Source organism: Streptomyces sp. WY228 (genome assembly GCF_019287315.1).
Classification (GTDB): Bacteria; Actinomycetota; Actinomycetes; order Streptomycetales; family Streptomycetaceae; genus Streptomyces; species Streptomyces caviscabies.
Genome location: NZ_CP079114.1, coordinates 2,870,814 through 2,887,115, shown reverse-complemented (window position 1 = coordinate 2,887,115; position 16,302 = coordinate 2,870,814). Strand labels below are relative to the sequence as shown.

At 70.0% G+C, this 16,302-nt stretch carries 15 protein-coding genes and 1 pseudogene; 11 read left to right on the top strand and 5 right to left on the bottom strand.

From position 1 onward, the window contains the following. The first annotated feature begins 961 nt into the window (after positions 1–961). On the top strand, positions 962–1,825 hold the full coding sequence (locus KV381_RS12465) for a helix-turn-helix transcriptional regulator (RefSeq protein WP_098024930.1): 864 nt from the start codon (positions 962–964) through the stop codon (positions 1,823–1,825). A gap of 10 nt (positions 1,826–1,835) precedes the next feature. Continuing rightward, a complete protein-coding gene (locus KV381_RS12460; protein ID WP_098024929.1) occupies positions 1,836–2,042 on the top strand; it encodes a DUF397 domain-containing protein in 207 nt (68 codons plus the stop codon). Positions 2,043–2,184: 142 nt separating this feature from the next. Here the strand turns inward: KV381_RS12460 and KV381_RS12455 are convergent, their stop codons facing one another. From KV381_RS12455 to KV381_RS36450, 3 genes are all read right to left on the bottom strand, one after another. Further along, positions 2,185–5,322: a DUF3427 domain-containing protein gene (locus KV381_RS12455; protein WP_218785220.1), complete on the bottom strand. Its 3,138-nt coding sequence runs from the start codon at positions 5,320–5,322 to the stop codon at positions 2,185–2,187. Positions 5,323–5,473: 151 nt separating this feature from the next. Then, positions 5,474–5,665, bottom strand: a complete 192-nt coding sequence (locus KV381_RS36455; protein ID WP_373461023.1) for an SEC-C domain-containing protein — start codon at positions 5,663–5,665, stop codon at positions 5,474–5,476. A gap of 157 nt (positions 5,666–5,822) precedes the next feature. After that, positions 5,823–6,035, bottom strand: coding sequence for a hypothetical protein (locus KV381_RS36450; RefSeq protein ID WP_256995265.1), 213 nt, complete (start codon positions 6,033–6,035; stop codon positions 5,823–5,825). 367 nt (positions 6,036–6,402) lie between these two features. Here KV381_RS36450 and KV381_RS12445 point away from each other — a divergent pair, with 367 nt between their 5' ends. From KV381_RS12445 to KV381_RS12420, 6 genes are all read left to right on the top strand, one after another. Next, positions 6,403–7,128: a class E sortase gene (locus KV381_RS12445; RefSeq protein ID WP_086779864.1), complete on the top strand. Its 726-nt coding sequence runs from the start codon at positions 6,403–6,405 to the stop codon at positions 7,126–7,128. Positions 7,129–7,167: 39 nt separating this feature from the next. Then, the gene (locus tag KV381_RS12440; RefSeq protein ID WP_030087726.1) at positions 7,168–7,389 is read left to right on the top strand and encodes a DUF3311 domain-containing protein; all 222 of its coding nucleotides are present in this window, start codon (positions 7,168–7,170) and stop codon (positions 7,387–7,389) included. Then, a complete protein-coding gene (locus KV381_RS12435; protein ID WP_218785219.1) occupies positions 7,386–8,906 on the top strand; it encodes a sodium:solute symporter in 1,521 nt (506 codons plus the stop codon). The genes KV381_RS12440 and KV381_RS12435 overlap by 4 nt, the downstream gene beginning before the upstream one ends. A gap of 87 nt (positions 8,907–8,993) precedes the next feature. After that, a complete protein-coding gene (locus KV381_RS12430) occupies positions 8,994–9,326 on the top strand; it encodes a DUF6412 domain-containing protein (protein WP_030087732.1) in 333 nt (110 codons plus the stop codon). 177 nt (positions 9,327–9,503) lie between these two features. Beyond that, complete coding sequence (locus KV381_RS12425; RefSeq protein WP_030087734.1) at positions 9,504–10,274, top strand: YidC/Oxa1 family membrane protein insertase; 771 nt, start codon at positions 9,504–9,506, stop codon at positions 10,272–10,274. A 137-nt stretch (positions 10,275–10,411) separates the two neighbouring features. Further along, positions 10,412–11,272, top strand: a complete 861-nt coding sequence (locus KV381_RS12420; RefSeq protein ID WP_098027121.1) for a fumarylacetoacetate hydrolase family protein — start codon at positions 10,412–10,414, stop codon at positions 11,270–11,272. 87 nt (positions 11,273–11,359) lie between these two features. Here KV381_RS12420 and KV381_RS12415 read toward each other — a convergent pair whose 3' ends face one another. Both KV381_RS12415 and KV381_RS12410 read right to left on the bottom strand, forming a co-directional pair. Continuing rightward, a complete protein-coding gene (locus KV381_RS12415) occupies positions 11,360–11,839 on the bottom strand; it encodes a heme-degrading domain-containing protein (RefSeq protein WP_193463290.1) in 480 nt (159 codons plus the stop codon). Next, entirely contained in the window at positions 11,836–13,017 is a 1,182-nt protein-coding gene (locus tag KV381_RS12410; protein WP_256995054.1) for a Gfo/Idh/MocA family oxidoreductase, read from the bottom strand. The genes KV381_RS12415 and KV381_RS12410 overlap by 4 nt, the downstream gene beginning before the upstream one ends. A gap of 74 nt (positions 13,018–13,091) precedes the next feature. On the opposite strand from KV381_RS12410, the pseudogene KV381_RS12405 reads away from it, so the two are divergent. The 3 genes and pseudogenes from KV381_RS12405 to KV381_RS12395 all read left to right on the top strand — a co-directional run bounded on the left by KV381_RS12405 (position 13,092) and on the right by KV381_RS12395 (position 16,268). Next, positions 13,092–14,143, top strand: a pseudogene (locus KV381_RS12405) (ROK family protein). A 192-nt stretch (positions 14,144–14,335) separates the two neighbouring features. Continuing rightward, complete coding sequence (locus KV381_RS12400) at positions 14,336–15,439, top strand: peptidase (protein ID WP_193463289.1); 1,104 nt, start codon at positions 14,336–14,338, stop codon at positions 15,437–15,439. 58 nt (positions 15,440–15,497) lie between these two features. Continuing rightward, positions 15,498–16,268, top strand: a complete 771-nt coding sequence (locus KV381_RS12395; RefSeq protein WP_193463288.1) for a GntR family transcriptional regulator — start codon at positions 15,498–15,500, stop codon at positions 16,266–16,268. The last annotated feature ends 34 nt before the right edge of the window (positions 16,269–16,302 follow it).

Sequence of the window (16,302 nt, the reverse complement as noted above, 5' to 3'; positions counted from 1 at the left end):
GAGGCGGACCCGAGGCAAGGCCTACGAAGGGGTCACCCCGCCTACACCGACGGCATCACTGCTGGAACCACATCGCCGCGACGATTGATGAGCCGATGGTGACGAGGCAGACGACGTAGGCGATCTGCCTGGCCCGTTCGCTCATCCGTCACCCTTTGGGGATGGCGAAGCGAGCCCGCCAGGCACTACGTACGTTCCGGCGCGCTCGGCGCCCTCCGTCGTGCGGTTGGTCCGGGGCCGAACGGGGAGCGGTGGGCGAGCTGCGGCTGAGCCGGCAGACAGCTTTTCGGGCTGCTGCTTCATAGCGATGAGTTTCCGCAGGACACGTGCTTGAGCGCGGACGTGTGCGTAGACCTCGTGAGAGTAGGCAGCTGGACGTGGCGGGTTGTCAACGAGGTGAGCTACTTCGAGTTGAAAGCCGCGATCGGACGAGGTCAGGTCTGCTTCCACGGCGAAGACTTCGTCCGCAAAGGCGATGATGTTGCCTCGCAGTAAAGAGACTGCCTCATCTAGCGTTGAACGAGTGGTCGTACCCAACCGGAACGCAAGGGCGCGGCATACATTGAGCTCCGCGCTGATCACGTCCTGACGTAATCCTTCGGCCGCCGTGTTGCTAGCCGCCTCCGGTGGACTGGTGTCCGGTCGGTGAGTCATCACGATCTCCTGTGCCCAGGCGCGTAGCGCTCTCGATGTGCGTACACGGGTGGCGAGTTGAGTTCGTGAACACCCGTGCGGGGACGCAGCACAGCCATATAGATCCGTCACCAAGCCACTACACAGGCCCAGTTGGGCTGGCCGAGTGCTGCTTCTCAACAGACTGCACCTAACTGGCGACCATGTGCAACACGAGTGAGCTCAACGTTGAGATTTGGCTAGCATTGGGAAACTCAACAGGCATATGACGAAACCCTGAGCGGGCCCATGCGGCACACTGGTCCGCGGCGAAGGAGGGGAGAGACGGGTGGCACATCCGGAACCGAAGGTGCGGAAGAAGAGGCTCGGGTCTGAACTGCGCAGGCTCCGGGAGGAGTCCGGTATCAGCCTTCAGCAGGCAGGTGAGACCGTCGACGGCGACAAGACGAAGATGAGTCGCATCGAGAACGGGCGGCAAGGGCTACGGCCCCTGGAGCTCAAGACCCTGCTCGACATGTACCAGGTTGATCCACCGATGAGGGAAGCGCTGCTCGCCCTTCAGCGCCAGAGCAAGCAGAAGGGCTGGTGGTCGCAGCACTCAGACAAGCTCAAACCAGACTTCCAAGAACGACTCACGTTGGAATCGGACGCCGTCAGGATCTACGCCTACCAGAGTGTGGTGGTCCCTGGCCTGCTTCAGACCGATGCGTATGCCGAGGCGGTGATCCGCGGTACGGGTAGCAAGCGGATGAGCGACGAGGAAGTGCGGACGCTCGTCGACCTTCGTCTTGCCCGACAGGCGATCTTCGATCGAGAGGATGCACCTCAATACCTCTGCATACTGGATGAGTCGGTACTTCATCGTCAGGTGGGTGGTCCTGCCGTGACTGCTGCGCAGCTACGCAACCTCGTGGAAGTGTCCGACCGCCCTGGCATTGCAGTACAGGTGATCCCCTACTCGCAGGGCGCGTACGTGGGCATGGACGGTCCGTTCACCGTGTACTCGTATCCGGACCCGATGGAGCTGGACGTCGTCGGCCTCGACAATCTCGATGGCGGCCTGTACCTCGAAGAGACAGGGGCTGTAGAGAACTACCGCAGTGCCTTTGACCAGCTGCGTGCAGCCGCTCTATCTTCGCGACAGTCCATGGATGTGATCTCACGCGTTGCGCGGGATCTTGAGAACGAGTAAGAGGCTCACGATGATGCGGCACGATCTCCCGACCGAAGCATGGATCAAGTCGTCCTACAGCGGCGATACTCAGGGCCAGTGTGTCGAGTTCCAGGTAGCACCGGACGGAGCTGTCGCCGTGGGCGACTCCAAGCACCGCGACCGTGGAGCCTTTGTTTTCCCGTCTGCTGCGTGGGGGACGTTTGTGGCCGGAGTGAAGAGCAGCAGCGGCATCTAGTCGCACCCGTTGACCCGGCCGCCTCCCCCGGGGGCGGACCCTCCACGCAGTCGAACGTGGCCGCCCGCTTACCGTCCCAACTCTCGGTGTATGGCACTGCTCAGGCGGGTGTGATCGCCGGAGCCGGGACGGCGAGAGGCTGTCAGCCGGCGGCGATCGCCGAGTAGGTCAGCACGTCAGCCGGGATCTGATGGAAGAGCTTCCACTCGATCGCCATCGGATTGCTGCCCGTGTGCTTGACGTACTCCGCCGGCCCCATCAGCATCCACGGCTGAGGCCCACCGATATCCGTCTGCTTGTATCGGCGGACAAAGAGCAGGACGTGAGTGCCCTTCTCCTTGTGGGTCTGGTAGCGGACACCGGTGGGTGAGCTCTCCGAAGTCTGGTTCTGCGACTCCCAGTGGAGCAAGGAGTCATTGAGGGCGTAGTCCTTGTAGCGGGTCTCGGGTGAGAAGTCCTTCTCATCCTTCTCCAGGGTGACGAGCAGGGCATCGGTCTGGATGCTCTCGCACCACTTCACTCCTTCGCGGAAATGCCCGGGCTTCCGACCATCTACGGAGGCCTGGCCCAGTGCAGGGAGGATCTCCTCGCGGCTGTACGAAGCGTGGACGGTCAGCGGGATGGCGGTGTGCGCCCCGAGGAGCGGCACGGGAACGTGGTCGGCCTGCTGTAGGACGTGCGCGAGCACCTGACGCAATTCGTCCCGGAACGCATGCTGGGGGCGCAGCGAGTCCAGCCCAGCTTGGTAGCTGGGGAAGTCCCCGCCCAACGGCCAGAGCGAGAAGAAGAACATGCGGGCGTACGCCTGTTCCTGCTCGCTGAGGTCGTCGTAGGCAGGGGCGTCGTCGGCCAGCAACTTGCTGTACGCCGCAACGCGCAGCGGGTCATCGACGTGCAGGAAAGCCGAGACTCGCTTGAGGAGGGGCAACTCGCCTTGAGGGCCGACCGCATCCAGGAGCTTCGCTCGACGCAACAAGCCCGTCCACGAATTTTCTTTGCCTCGGTAAAGCTCCTTGAGCTCCCGGCCACTCTCCTTGAGGAAGTCCGCAAGGCGTGGGTGCGCGTAGGAAGCGACCTCGCGGGCCAACTGCGTGACATTGACCCCGATCTGCGTGCGGATGTTGTCGATGATCAGGTCCTTGGCCTTCGTCTCAAGGATGATCTGGCAGCCAGAGGGGAGTTGGGGGAAGTCTTGCTCGATGTTGTCGAGGAGGCGGTTGCGCGTCAGGTTCGTCAGAGCGCGGAACTGTTCTTCGAACCGGAACTCCTTGCGGTGCTGACCGATGAAGTCCAAGACGGTGAGGACTGCCTTGTCCTCGGTTCGGCGCAATCCCCGGCCCAACTGCTGGAGGAAGACCGTGGCACTGGAGGTGGGGCGCAGCAGGAGCAAGGTGTCGACGTCGGGGATGTCGAGTCCCTCGTTGAACAGGTCGACGGAGAAGATGACCTGGAGTGCTCCCGAGCGCAGGTCATCCAGTGCCGCCTTGCGCTCATGCGCTGGAGTCCCACCAGACAGGGCAACTGCGTTGAGGCCCGCGCGTCGGAAGAAGTCGGCCATGAAGTGTGCGTGCGCGACCGACACGCAGAATCCCAGGGCGCGCATTGAGCCAGGGTCGGTGACCTTGTCCTTCACCGCTTGCACCACGAGGCGAGCTCGTGCGTCGTTGCCCGTGAACAGGTTGCTCAGCGCTGTTGAGTCGTAAGCGCCGCGCTTCCACGTGACAGCGCTCATGTCCGTGTTGTCGGTGACGCCGAAATAGTGGAACGGGCTGAGGAGCTCATTCTCCAGCGCCTCCCAGAGTCGCATCTCCGCCGCGATGCGACCGTCGAAGAACTCGTCCTGGATGTTCAATCCATCTATGCGTTCCGGGGTCGCCGTCAGCCCCAAGAGCTCCCGGGGCTGGAAGTGGTCCACGATCTTGCGATAGGTGGGCGACGTGCCGTGATGGAACTCGTCGATCACGATGACGTCGAAGTGATCCGGGGCGATACGGTCCAGAGCCTGTGTCGTGAGCGACTGGACGCTAGCGAACACGTGGGTCCATCGACTGGGGATCTCGCCACTGAACAGCAACTCACCGAAGTTCGCATCGATGAGAACGTTCTGGTAAACGCGCAAGGACTGCTCCAGGATCTCCTTGCGATGCGCTACGAAGAGCAGGCGCGGGTCTCGGCCAAGCGTCTGACGTAGGCGCTTGTAGTCCAGCGCCGCCATGACGGTCTTGCCCGTACCTGTTGCTGCGACGAGGAGATTGCGGTGTCGGTCGTGCACCGTGCGCTCGACTTCGAGGCGTTCGAGCATGTCCCGCTGGTGCGCGTACGGGCGGACCTCCAGGCCGGAAAGGGTGATGCTCGTAGACCCGGGGCGGCCACTCCCACCAGCACGGGAGAGGGCATCGTCCAACCGCTGGGCGTCCCTGTCAGGGTCGTACGACTCGAAAGCCGGCTCACTCCAGTAGGCGTCGAAGGTCGCCTCGAACTTGCGGATCACCGAGGGTGTCGCAACGGAGGAGAGACGGACGTTCCATTCGAGCCCATCGAGGAGGGCGGCCTTGGAGAGGTTCGAGCTGCCGACATACGCCGTGTCGAAACCACTGTCACGGCGGAAGAGCCACGCCTTGGCGTGAAGGCGGGTCGAGCGAAGCTCGTAGTTGACCTTCACCTCGGCGCCGAAGTCTCGCACCAGCCGGTCCAGAGCACGGCGCTCAGTAGCGCCGATGTATGTCGTCGTGAGTACGCGGATGGGAATGCCGCGCTCGCGCGCCGACGACAGAGACTTCTCCAAGACGCGGAGGCCATGCCACTTCACGAATGCGCAGAGGAGGTCGACTCGGTCGGCGGTGGCCAGCTCGGAGCGCAGCTCGAAGCCGAGACTGGGGTCCTCGGGGGAGTTCGTGATGAGAGCCGTCTCGGACAGCGGGGTCGCCGGGCGTATGGCGTACACGCCGGGTGCTTCCTGCTCCGCGACGGCCAACAGCTGCCGCGGCCCATCGGAGACGAGGTCGACCCACTCTGTCGCGCCCTCGATCGTATTGAGCGATTCCAGGATGTGATTGGCCGCAATCACCTGCTCGGCAGGGGAGAGGCCTTGGAGCACCCGGCGCACTGTGGCGCCGATATGGCGGGAGAGGACATGGGGTGCCGACTCTGTGCCGACCGAGGCTTCGATGGAGTGCCAGCCCGAGGAGTCGAGCTGCTTCATCCGCTCGGCGAGCCGATGCGTGATGAGTGATTCATAGAGCCCAGCAACTGGCGCTTCAACCGGAAAGTCGTTGGGCATGCCCTGAGTCCCCCTCATTTTGGCCGCGTACCCCATATGCAGTTGTATCAAGGAGGGCTGACAGCCGGGTCCTATGGCTGGCGAAATGCAGCAGGGGCCGCCGCCCGAGAAGTCGTGGGCGGCGGCCCCTGCTAGGACGTACACCAGAGGTTCAGACCCCGTGGCACCCCCCATAAGCCTCCCCCGACCCGCACCAGCAGGCGGCCGTGCGGGACGGGGGCCACGGGATGGCGCGGCCCCGGGCGGCGAGGGTGGTGGCGTACTGGGGGAGGAGGCCCGGGGTGGACGGGGTGGCGGCTTCCGAGGCGGCGAACGCCTCGTACGAAGGGACCGTGCCCGTCACGATGCCCAGCGGAGTTCTGGGTGCCGTGCGGTCGCGTGGAGGTCGCAGTGCCCAGGCGGTTCAGGGTCTCCGGTCCAGCGGTACCGGTCGGTGCAACTCGTAGGCGTCGTGGTCCAGCCAGCAGTCGCGGAGTGCGTCCTACGGGCTCCAGCCAGGGTCAGCGCGGCAGGACCGCCACCGGGAACGGGCGGGACAGCGCCGTGCGGTACGTGCCCGCCCGCGCGAGGGGCGATCTCGGCCTCAGCGCGGTCGAGTTCAGGTGGGCCGCGGCCTGGAGGATCAGCGGTTCGTGGTCCTCGGGGTACTGCGCCGCGGTGCGGAGCAGACGCTCGGCTTCGGTGGTGTGGTCGGCAGGCGTGTCGGGGCGCATGGACCACACGGTACTGCCGGACGGCGACGGCGGGGAGGAGAGGTCGGGGGATGAGAAGGGGGAGAAGTCTGGAGAGTTGTGAGGTTTGCCCCTACCGTGCGCCCCGAGCCATCAGCGGTGCGCGACCTTGCGCCCCGAACCATCAGCGGCGCGCGAACCTACCCTGCGCCCCGAGCTATCGGCGGCGCGCGCGGCCGTGCGTTCCGTGTTCTTACCGTGCGGGAGGGTGACGTCGATGCGGAGGTGGGGCGCCGGGCCAGGGCGAAGGTGTGGGCGTGGGGTGTTGTCGCGTGGGCGTGGGCGTGGGCATGGGGGCGGGGGTGGTCGCGGGGGTAGCGGTGCGTATCTTTTCGCCCGGGGGCTCTGGGTGTCCGCCGAAGTCGTCGTGACCCTCGGTGTCGTGCTCCTCCTCCTCGTCGTCCATCAGCTCTGGTGGACCAACCGCGAGGCCCGCGCCGACGCCGGGCGCACCGTCCAGAGCCTTCAGCGGGAGTGGGGCGAGCCCGGCCCCGAACTCGCCCCCGAGCCCGACCCGGGTGGTGGTGAGGGCGCGCTCGACGCCGAGCCCCGTCCTTCGGCCTCCGGTCGTGGGGCCGAGGCCGCGCCCGCCCCGCCCGCCCGCCCCCGTACCGCCCCCCGCTGGGACCAGGCGTACGCCGTGCTGCGTATCCCCCGGATCGGGCTCACCGCCCCCGTCGCCGAGGGGACCAGCAAGGGCGGGGTGCTCGACCGGGGGTACGTCGGGCACTACGCGCGCACCGCGCAGGCCGGGCAGGCCGGGAACTTCGCGCTCGCCGGGCACCGCAACACCCATGGCGAGCCCTTCCGGCGCATCGACCGGCTGCGCAGCGGCGACCGGATCACCGTCGAGACACGGGACGCCGTCTACACGTACACCGTCGGCAAACGCCTCGCGCGGACCGCCCCGTCCGACAGCGGGGTCATCGCGCCCGTGCCGCGCAGCAACATCACCACCTCCGTCGGCTACAGCGAGCCCGGCCACTACCTCACCCTGACCACCTGCACCCCCGAGTTCAGCTCCCGCTACCGGCTCGTCGTCTGGGGGAAGCTCACCGCGATGCGCCCGCGGTGAGGAACGGCGGGCGACGGGCGACGGGCGTAGGGTCCCTGGGTGCTTGGAGTGATCAGACGGCGTCCCCATCTGTTGTGGCTGCTCGTCCCCTATGTCCTGTATCTCGGTGCGCTGCCCCTCGTGAACCGCGTGACCCCGCTCCTGTTCGGCGTGCCCTTCCTCTTCGTGTGGCTCCTCGGGGCGACCCTTCTGACGCCCGTCGCCGTGTGGCTCACCAGAAGAGGGGACCTTCGGGACCGGCAGCGGGGTGGTCGCGCGTGAACGCCGCCGTCGCCACCTCCGTCTTCGCCGTCTTCATGGTCGCCACCGTCGCCCTCGGCCTCCTCGCCCTGCGCGGGCGCGGCGGAGGCGGCGGGCTCGACGAGTGGTCCGTGGGCGGGCGGAGCCTGGGGCCCGTCTTCATCTGGGTGCTGATGGCGGGCGAGGGCTACACCAGCTTCAGCTACCTGGGGGCCGCGGGCTGGGGCTACAACTACGGGGCGCCCGTCCTGTACGTCGTCGCGTACATGTCCTGCGGTTACGCGATCGGGTACGTCGTCGGGCCCATGCTCTGGAGTTACGCCCGCCGGCACGGCCTCGTCGGGATCACCGACATGGTCGCCCACCGCTTCGGGCGGCCCTGGCTCGGCGCGGTGGTCGCGGTGCTGGCCACCGTGTTCCTGCTGCCGTACATCCAGCTCCAGATCACCGGCATGGGCGTGGTGCTCTCCGTCATCTCCTACGGGGCCGTCAGCCTGAACTGGGCCTACTTCGTCGCCTTCGCCGTCACCACCGGCTTCGTCGTGGTCAGCGGGCTGCGCGGCAGCGCCTGGGTGTCCGTGCTGAAGGACGTCCTGGTCATCGCCACCCTCGGATTCCTCGCCCTCTACGTACCGCTGCACTACTTCGACGGGTACGGGTCCTTCCTCGACCGGCTCGTCACGGAGAAGAGCGACTGGCTGACCCTTCCCGGACACGGCGGGGGCGGCGCGGGCGGGAGCGGCGGCAACGGGCTCGGCGAGGTGTGGTTCATCAGCACCACGTTCCTGAACTCGCTGACCGTGGTGATCTTTCCGACCACCGTCGCCGGATACCTCGGCGCCCGGAACGCCGACGCGCTGCGCCGCAACGCCATGTACCTGCCCGCCTACAACGTCCTGCTCTTCGTCCCGATGCTGCTCGGTCTCGCCGCCCTGTTCGTGGTGCCGGGGCTGGCCGGCGCTGAGTCGAACCTCGCCCTGTTCAAGCTGGTCGTCGACGCGCTGCCCGCCTGGGCGGTCGGCGTCATCGGGGTCGCCGCGGCGCTCTCCTCCATCGTGCCCATGGCCGTCTTCATGCTGGTCATCGGGACGATGTGGGGGCGCAGTGTGCTCTCGCTCCTGCCGCGCCTCGCCCACGCCGACCGGCAGAAGTCCGCCGCGCAGGTCGTCGTGGTGGTCGCGGGTTCGCTCGCGCTGCTCCTCACGTACACCGCGCCCAACACGCTCGTACGTCTCTCCCTCATCTCGTACGAGGGGATGGCGCAGCTGCTGCCGATGGTGCTGCTCGCCCTGGTCTGGCGGCGGCTCACCTTCCGGGGCGCGTTCAGCGGGCTGATCGTGGGCGTCGCGGTGGTCTGTGTCCTCGTCTTCAGCGGGAACGATCCGGTGTGGGGCGTGAACGCCGGGCTCGTCGCCCTCGCCGCCAATCTGGCCGTCGCGCTCGCCGTCACCTTCGCCGGCCGCCCGGACGCGGACCCGCGGCCCGACGCCGAGGTGCTGGCCGACGACCGGGACGAGTACGCCGCCGACCCGGTGTGAAACCGATCATCGTGTATAACGAATGGAGTGCCGTACGCATTCTCGTACGGTGGGAACGAGCCTTACGAGGGTCAGGAGGTGCACACGGTGCGGGACGCCAACGCCCTGCGCCGCGCCTTCGCCCGGCTGCTCCGGCCCGCCGGACTCCTCGTCCTCTTCCTCACCGAGGTCCTCCTCGCCGAGGGCGGCAGCCTCTCCGCCGCCGTCGCGCTCGCCGCCACAGCGGCCGCGGGCTCCGCGCTCCTCGCCTGCTCCGTCATCAGCGCCCGCTGCGCGCCCCCGGTGCCCCGCACCCGGGTCCGTACGGCCATCAGGGACCGGGAGCAGCGCACCGCGTTCCTGCCGCAACGCGACCCCGACGCCCGGGGCCGCACCAGGCCCCGAGCACCCGGGCACGCCCTCCTGACGGCCGCCGCGTAGCGCACCTCCGCACCGCATTTCGTACGTGTCCGTACGTGTCCGTACGTGTCCTTTCGTACGTGTCCGTACGTGCGGTGCGCGCCCGCGCCGGTCGTCCTGCCGAGTGATCACCCCGTACCTGTCCGCCCTGCCGCACAGGTACCTCCCGGCACGACGAGACCCCCGGAGGGCTCACCCATGTCCGCCTTCATGTCCGCTTTCGCGAACCTGGTCGGCTCCCTCGCCGATCTGCTCGAACCGCTCTTCCAGACCGCGTCCACCGCCGCCGCGATCATCCTGTTCACCGCGCTCGTCCGGCTCGCCGTCCACCCCCTGTCGCGGGCCGCCGCACGCGGGCAGAAGGCCCGCAGCCGGCTCCAGCCGCAGATCGCCGAACTCCGCAGGAAGCACGGCAAGAACCCGGAGAAGATGCAGAAGGCGATCATGGAGCTGCACGCCGCCGAGAAGGTGTCGCCGCTCTCCGGCTGCCTGCCGAGCCTGCTCCAGATGCCCGCGTTCTTCCTGCTCTACCACCTGTTCTCCAGCAGCTCGATCGGCGGTGAGCCCAACGCGCTGCTCAGCCACGACCTGCTCGGCGCACCGCTCGGCGGGCGCTGGCACGACGCGCTCGCGCACGGCGGGATGTTCGGCGGGCAGGGGCTGGTCTACCTGGGGCTCTTCGTGATCGTCGCCGCCGTCGCCACGTTCAACTACGGACGCACCAAGCGGCAGATGGCCGCCAACCCGATGACGCCCGCCGCGGGCCCGGACGGACAGGCCGTGCCCGGTATGGGCGCGATGACGAAGCTGATGCCGCTGCTGTCCTTCTTCACCCTGATCACCGTGGCCGTGGTGCCGCTGGCCGCCGCCCTGTACGTCGTCACCACGACCACCTGGACCGCCGTCGAGCGGGCCTGGCTCTACCGCGACATGCCGGTCGGCGGCGGCGCCATGGCCACGGCGGCGTAGTCGGGCCGTCCGGTGCGCCGGTCCAGTGTGTGAACGAGGTCTTGCGGAGTGATCGCATCTCTTGGACGATCGGCCAAGTCCTCCGTCGGCCCGCACCCCGCCGGAGGGCCCCACCTCGACCAAGAGGAGTTGGACCGTTGAAGCTGCTTCGAGTCGGTACGGCGGGCGCCGAGCGCCCCGCACTTCTCGACCGCGACGGGACTCTGCGTGATCTGTCGGGGATCGTCCCCGACATCGACGGCGGACTGCTCGCCGACGCCTCCGCGCTCGCCCGGGTACGGGCGGCCGCCGAGGCGCCCGGTGTGCTGCCCGCCCTGGACGCGACCGGGCTGCGGATCGGCCCGCCGCTGGGCCGCATCGGCAAGATCGTGTGCATCGGGCTGAACTACCACGACCACGCCGCCGAGACGGGTGCGGAGATCCCGACGGAACCCATCCTGTTCTTCAAGGCCCCCGACACCGTCGTCGGGCCCGACGACACGGTCCTGGTGCCGCGCGGCAGCCGGAAGACCGACTGGGAGGTCGAGCTCGCCGTCGTCATCGGGCGCACCGCCCGCTATCTGGAGTCGGCCGAGGAGGGCCTCGCGCACGTCGCCGGGTACGCCACCGCGCACGACGTGTCCGAGCGCGAGTTCCAGATCGAGCGCGGCGGCACCTGGGACAAGGGCAAGAACTGCGAGACGTTCAACCCGCTGGGCCCCTGGCTGGTCACCGCCGACGAGGTGCCCGACCCGCAGGCCCTGCCGCTGCGGCTCTGGGTCAACGGCGAGCTGAAGCAGAACGGCACCACGGCCGAGCAGATCTTCCCGGTCGGCGAGGTCGTCCGCTACCTCAGCCACTTCATGACGCTCTACCCGGGCGACGTGATCAACACCGGTACGCCGGCCGGGGTGGCGATGGGGCAGCCCGAGCCGAAGCCGTACCTCAGGGCGGGCGATGTGGTGGAGCTGGAGGTAGCCGGGCTCGGCCGGCAGCGGCAGGAGCTGAAGGACGCCTAGGGGGAGCGGCCGAAAGAAGGCGCGTAAGCCGGGACGAGGGGCGCCGTTGCCGTACGCGGGTGACGGCGCCCCTTCGCGTACGGCCTCTCAGCCGGCCCGTTTCGCCGCGAACTGCTCCAGCGCCTCGACCACCATCGCGTGGTCCTCGGCCTGCGGCAGCCCGGACACCGTGACCGTGCCGATCACGCCCGCGCCCTCCACCGCGATCGGGAACGAACCGCCGTGCGCCGCGTACGTGTCCGGGTCCAGGCGCGAGGACTCCTCGAACGTGGTGCCCTTCGACCGGAACCGGGTGCCGACCAGGTACGAGCTCTCGCCGTACCGCTCGACGACCTTGCGCTTACGGTCGATCCACGCGTCGTTGTCCGCGCTCGAACCCGGCAGCGCCGCGTGGAACAGCTGCTGCGCACCGCGCCGGATGTCGATCGCGACCGGTGCGTGCCGCTCCCGGGCCAGCGTGACCAGCAGGCTGCCGAGCGCGAACGCGTCGTCGTAGGAGAAGTGCGGGAGCGTGAGCCGGCGCTCCTGGGCGATCAGCTCGGAGATGGTGGGCGAGGCGGTGCTCATGCGGGCCGCTCCTCTTCGTCGTGGTGCGGGAGAAGGGTGACCGAGACGCCCTCGCGGGCCGAGCGGCGGGCGGCCTCCAGCACGTCCAGCGCGGCGGCCGCCTGGAGCGCGGTGACCGGGTTGTCGCCGGTGCCGCGCACCGCTGCGGCGACGGCCGCGTAGTACGCGGGGTAGTCGCCGGGCAGCGTACGGACCGGGGTGCCGCCGCCGGTCAGCGGGGACTCGCCGGAACCGATACGGCCCCACAGCTCCTCGCCCTCCTCGCCCCACGGCACACCGGCCACCGGGCGCAGCCCCTCGCGCAGGGCCGCCTCCTGCGGGTCCAGGCCGTACTTCACATAGCCCGCCGTCGAGCCGAGCACACGAAAGCGCGGGCCGAGCTGGGCCGTGGTGGCGCTGACGTACAGGTGCGAGCGGACCCCGTTGACGTGGGTGATCGCGATGAACGTGTCGTCGTCCGCCGCCGCGCCCGGACGCCGTACGTCGGACTCGGCGTACACCTGGACCGCCGGGCCGAACAGCGTCAGCGCCTGGTCGACGACGTGGCTGCCCAGGTCGTACAGCAGACCGCCGATCTCCTCCGGGTCGCCCGACTCGCGCCAGCCGCCCTTCGGCTGCGGCCGCCAGCGCTCGAACCGGGACTCGAAGCGCTGCACCTCGCCCAGCTCGCCGTCGGCGACCAGCGCGGCGAGCGTGCGGAAGTCGCTGTCCCAGCGGCGGTTCTGGAAGACCGAGAGCAGCAGCCCGCGCTCCTCGGCGAGCGCGGCCAGCTCGCGCGCCTCGGCGGCGGTCCCGGCGACCGGCTTGTCCACGACCACCGGCAGCCCGGCCTTCAGCGCGGCCGTCGCCAGCGGGACGTGCGTCTTGTTCGGGGTGGCGATCACGACGAGGTCCAGCTCGTCGGCGCGCTCCCACAGCTCGTCCGGCGAGGCGGCGAAGCGGATGTCGCCGAACGCGGCACGGGCCTCGGCCCGGCGCTCCTCGTTCGACGTGACGACCGTGTCGAGGACCAGCCCGTCGGCCGCGGAGATCAGCGGGGCGTGGAAGACGGAGCCGGCCAGGCCGTAGCCGACGAGTGCGACGCGGAGAGGGGCGCCGGTGGTGCCGGTTGTGCCAGAGGTGCCGGTGATGCCAGAGGTGCCGGTGGCGTTGGAGGCGTCGGGGGCGTTGGGGGTCATGCAATCCACTTAAGCAACGCTGTTGCCAAAGTGCAAGCGACCGGCACAATGGGACCGGTGAAGAGGAGTGAGCCGTGAACGGGAGCCGGACGAGGGCCCAGGCCGGGGTCAACCTGCCGGCCCTGCGCCACCACAACGCCGCGCTGGTGCTGGACCTGCTGCGGGCGGCCGGGGCGGAGGGCATCAGCCGGCTGGAGCTCGCCGAGGGCACCGGCCTCACCCCGCAGGCCGTCAGCAAGATCACCGCCCGGTTGCGGGAGGACGGTCTGGCCGTCGGCGCGGGTTCGCGCCCCTCCACCGGCGGCAAGCCGCGCACCGTGCTGCGGCTCGTGCCCGACGCGCAGTTCGCCGTCGGGCTCCACCTGGACCGCGACGGACTCACCGCCGTCCTGGTCGACCTCGCGGGCCGGCCGGTCGCGGTCACCCGCGCACCTCTGGATCTCGGCGCTCCGGCGGACCGGGTCCTCGCGGACGCGGCCGACGCCGTACGCGACCTGTGCGCGGCCGAACCGCACAAGCCGGTGCTGGGTCTCGGCGTCGCCGTGCCCGGCCCGCTCGACCACCGGGACGGAGTCCTGCACCGGGTCACCGGCTTCCCGCAGTGGGACGGCTATCCGCTGCGCGCCGCCCTGGCCGAGCGGACCGGGCTGCCGGTGGTCCTGGACAAGGACACCAACGCCGCCGCCCTCGCCCTCGCTCTCGGCGGGGCGGGCGCTGGCTCGGCGGCCAGGTGCACCGGGGGGCGAGGACGGGCGCGGGCGAGTTCGGCCACCAGACCCTCCAGCTGGACGGCCCGCTCTGCGGTTGCGGCGGACGCGGCTGCATCGAGGCGCTGTGCCTGGCCGCCGAGGCGCGCGGCGACCGGGCGGAGGCGGCCCGGGCTCTGGGAACGGGCGCGGCGAACCTGGTCGGCCTGCTCGACATCGACCGGGTGGTCCTGGGCGGCCGGACGGTGGCCGCCGACGAGGACGCGTACGTACGGGGCGTCCGGGCCGTGATCGGAGACCGCCGGTGCTGGAGCGTGCCGGCGGGCGGTCTCGCGCCCGGCGCGGCGGACGCGGCCTGGCGGAGGCGAGGTGTGGTCGGATGCCGGGCCGAAGCGAGGTGTGGCCGGGTGCCTGACTGAAGCGGGGTGCGGTCGCGCGCCTGGCGGAGGCGGGGTGCAGTCGCGCTCGACCGAGGCGGGGTGCAGTCGGGTGATCGTATGAGTCAAGTCGGCATGTCGACACTCTGATTCCGCGCGCGCGTGATGGCGTCGGAGGTCACCACCGGCGGCCCCCGGCCCCGGTCGTCCGCGAGCAGCGAAGGGTGACCCCTCATGCCCCCCACCTCCTGCGCACGGCTGCGTGAGGCCCGTGCGCTCGCCGCCCTCGGGCTGGCCGCCGGGATCACGGTGCCGGCCGCGCTCCTGGGCGGCCCGCAGGCCGCCGCCCTGCCGGCCGCGCCCGCCGCCGCCTCCTTAGCCGCCGACGAGCAGCCCGGCTGCGGCGACCCGGCCGCCAAGGACTTCCCCATCGAGGCCCGGATCCAGGGCGCCCCGGACCGGTACGCCTCCGGAGGCGGATACGGCACCTGGTTCCTCGACCTCACCAACACCACGGACACTTCCTGCAAGGCCCTGCACCCGGTCCTCGTCCTCGCCGACCGCGACCGCAGGCTGACGTCGGACCAGATCCAGCTGGAGTTCTCCGAGCCCGGCAGCCCCGGGACCGAACACCGGGTCACCTGGGAGAGCACCGACCGCGACGAGCAGATCGGCGTCTTCGGCGAGGAGGGCGAGCAGGGTGGGCGGAGTGATCCGTTCCTCGGGTTCACCGTGCCCGCCGGAGAGACCGTCTCCGTACGCGTCCGCATGGCCTTCACCTCCGACACCGCTCCCGGCCCGGTCACCGCGCACGCCGCCGTCGTCCAGCGCCGCCATCAGGACAGGACCAGGGGAGGCGGGCGCGAGGACGGTGAATGGGTGGGGGAGTCGGAGAAGTACCCCTTCGTGATCGTCGACGGAGCCACGGGCGGCATCCGCGAACCGGACGGCCCCCGGACCGAGCGCCCCCGGCCGGAGGATTCCCGGTCCGAGCGTCCCGACCCGGAGCGCACCGGGTCGGGTGACGGCACCCGTACGGAGCGGCCGGGCGATTCCGACGGTTCGCGTACGGACCCCGGTACGGGCCGGAACCCGTCACCGGACCGCGACTCCGGCGCGGGAGAATCACCGGACCGCGACTCCGGCGCGGGAGAAGAAGACAGCGGTGGCGAGGAGAGCCCCGGGCTGCCGCCCCGCGACGGACTCGGCCGCCCGCTCCCCGAACTCGCCCGCACCGGACCGGCGTCGATCGCCTGGACCGGGGCCGCCGCCGGGGTGCTCCTGCTGGCCGGGGCCGGTCTGTTGCGGCACGCCCGCCGGGTGCGCCGCAACGCCTGACGGTGCGGGGCCGCGGCCCCGCACCGGCCCGTTCACCCGTGTCTGCCACCATCGGGCCGTGGACTACCCGAACGACCAGGCACCTGGCGCACCGATCCGCTCCGGCATCCCTGAGCACGGCCGTATCCCGAAGTACTACGCGGTCAAGGCCCGTATCGCGGTGCTGCTGGACGAGTTGGGCGAGGGCGGGCTCCTGCCCACCGAGCGGGAGCTCGCCCAGCGGCACGAAGTCTCGCGCGAGACCGTCCGCCAGGCGCTGCGCGAACTCCTCCTGGAAGGGCGGCTGCGGCGGCAGGGGCGCGGCACCGTCGTCGCCGGGCCCAAGCTGGAGCAGCCGCTCTCGCTGGCCAGCTACACCGAAGGCGTCCGCCGCCAGGGCAGGCGGCCCGGCCGCCGTCTCATCGGCCTGGAGCGCTTCCCCTGCCCCGAGGCGCTGGCCGCCGAGGTCGGCGTGGAGCGGGGCGAGCCGGTCTGGCACCTGGAGCGGGTGCTGCTCGCCGACGACGAACGCGTCGGCCTGGAGAGCACGTACGTCGGCGTCGCCCGCGTCCCGGACCTGGACACGCGGTTCGACCCGGACTCCTCCTTCTACGCCTATCTCCGCGACCGCCTCGGGATCGCCTTCGGCGACGCCGACGAGCGGATCGAGACCGTGCTCGCGACCCCCCGCGAGGCGCTGCTCATCGGGACTCCGCCCGCCCTGCCGATGCTCCTGATCCACCGGCTCTCCCGCGACACCGACGGCCGGCCGCTGGAGCGCGTGCGCACGCTGTTCCGGGGCGACCGCTTCTCCTTCTCCGCCCATCTGCGGGGCGAGGGGCGGAGCTGAGGCGAGGGGCGGGGCTTGAGGCGAGGGGCGGGGC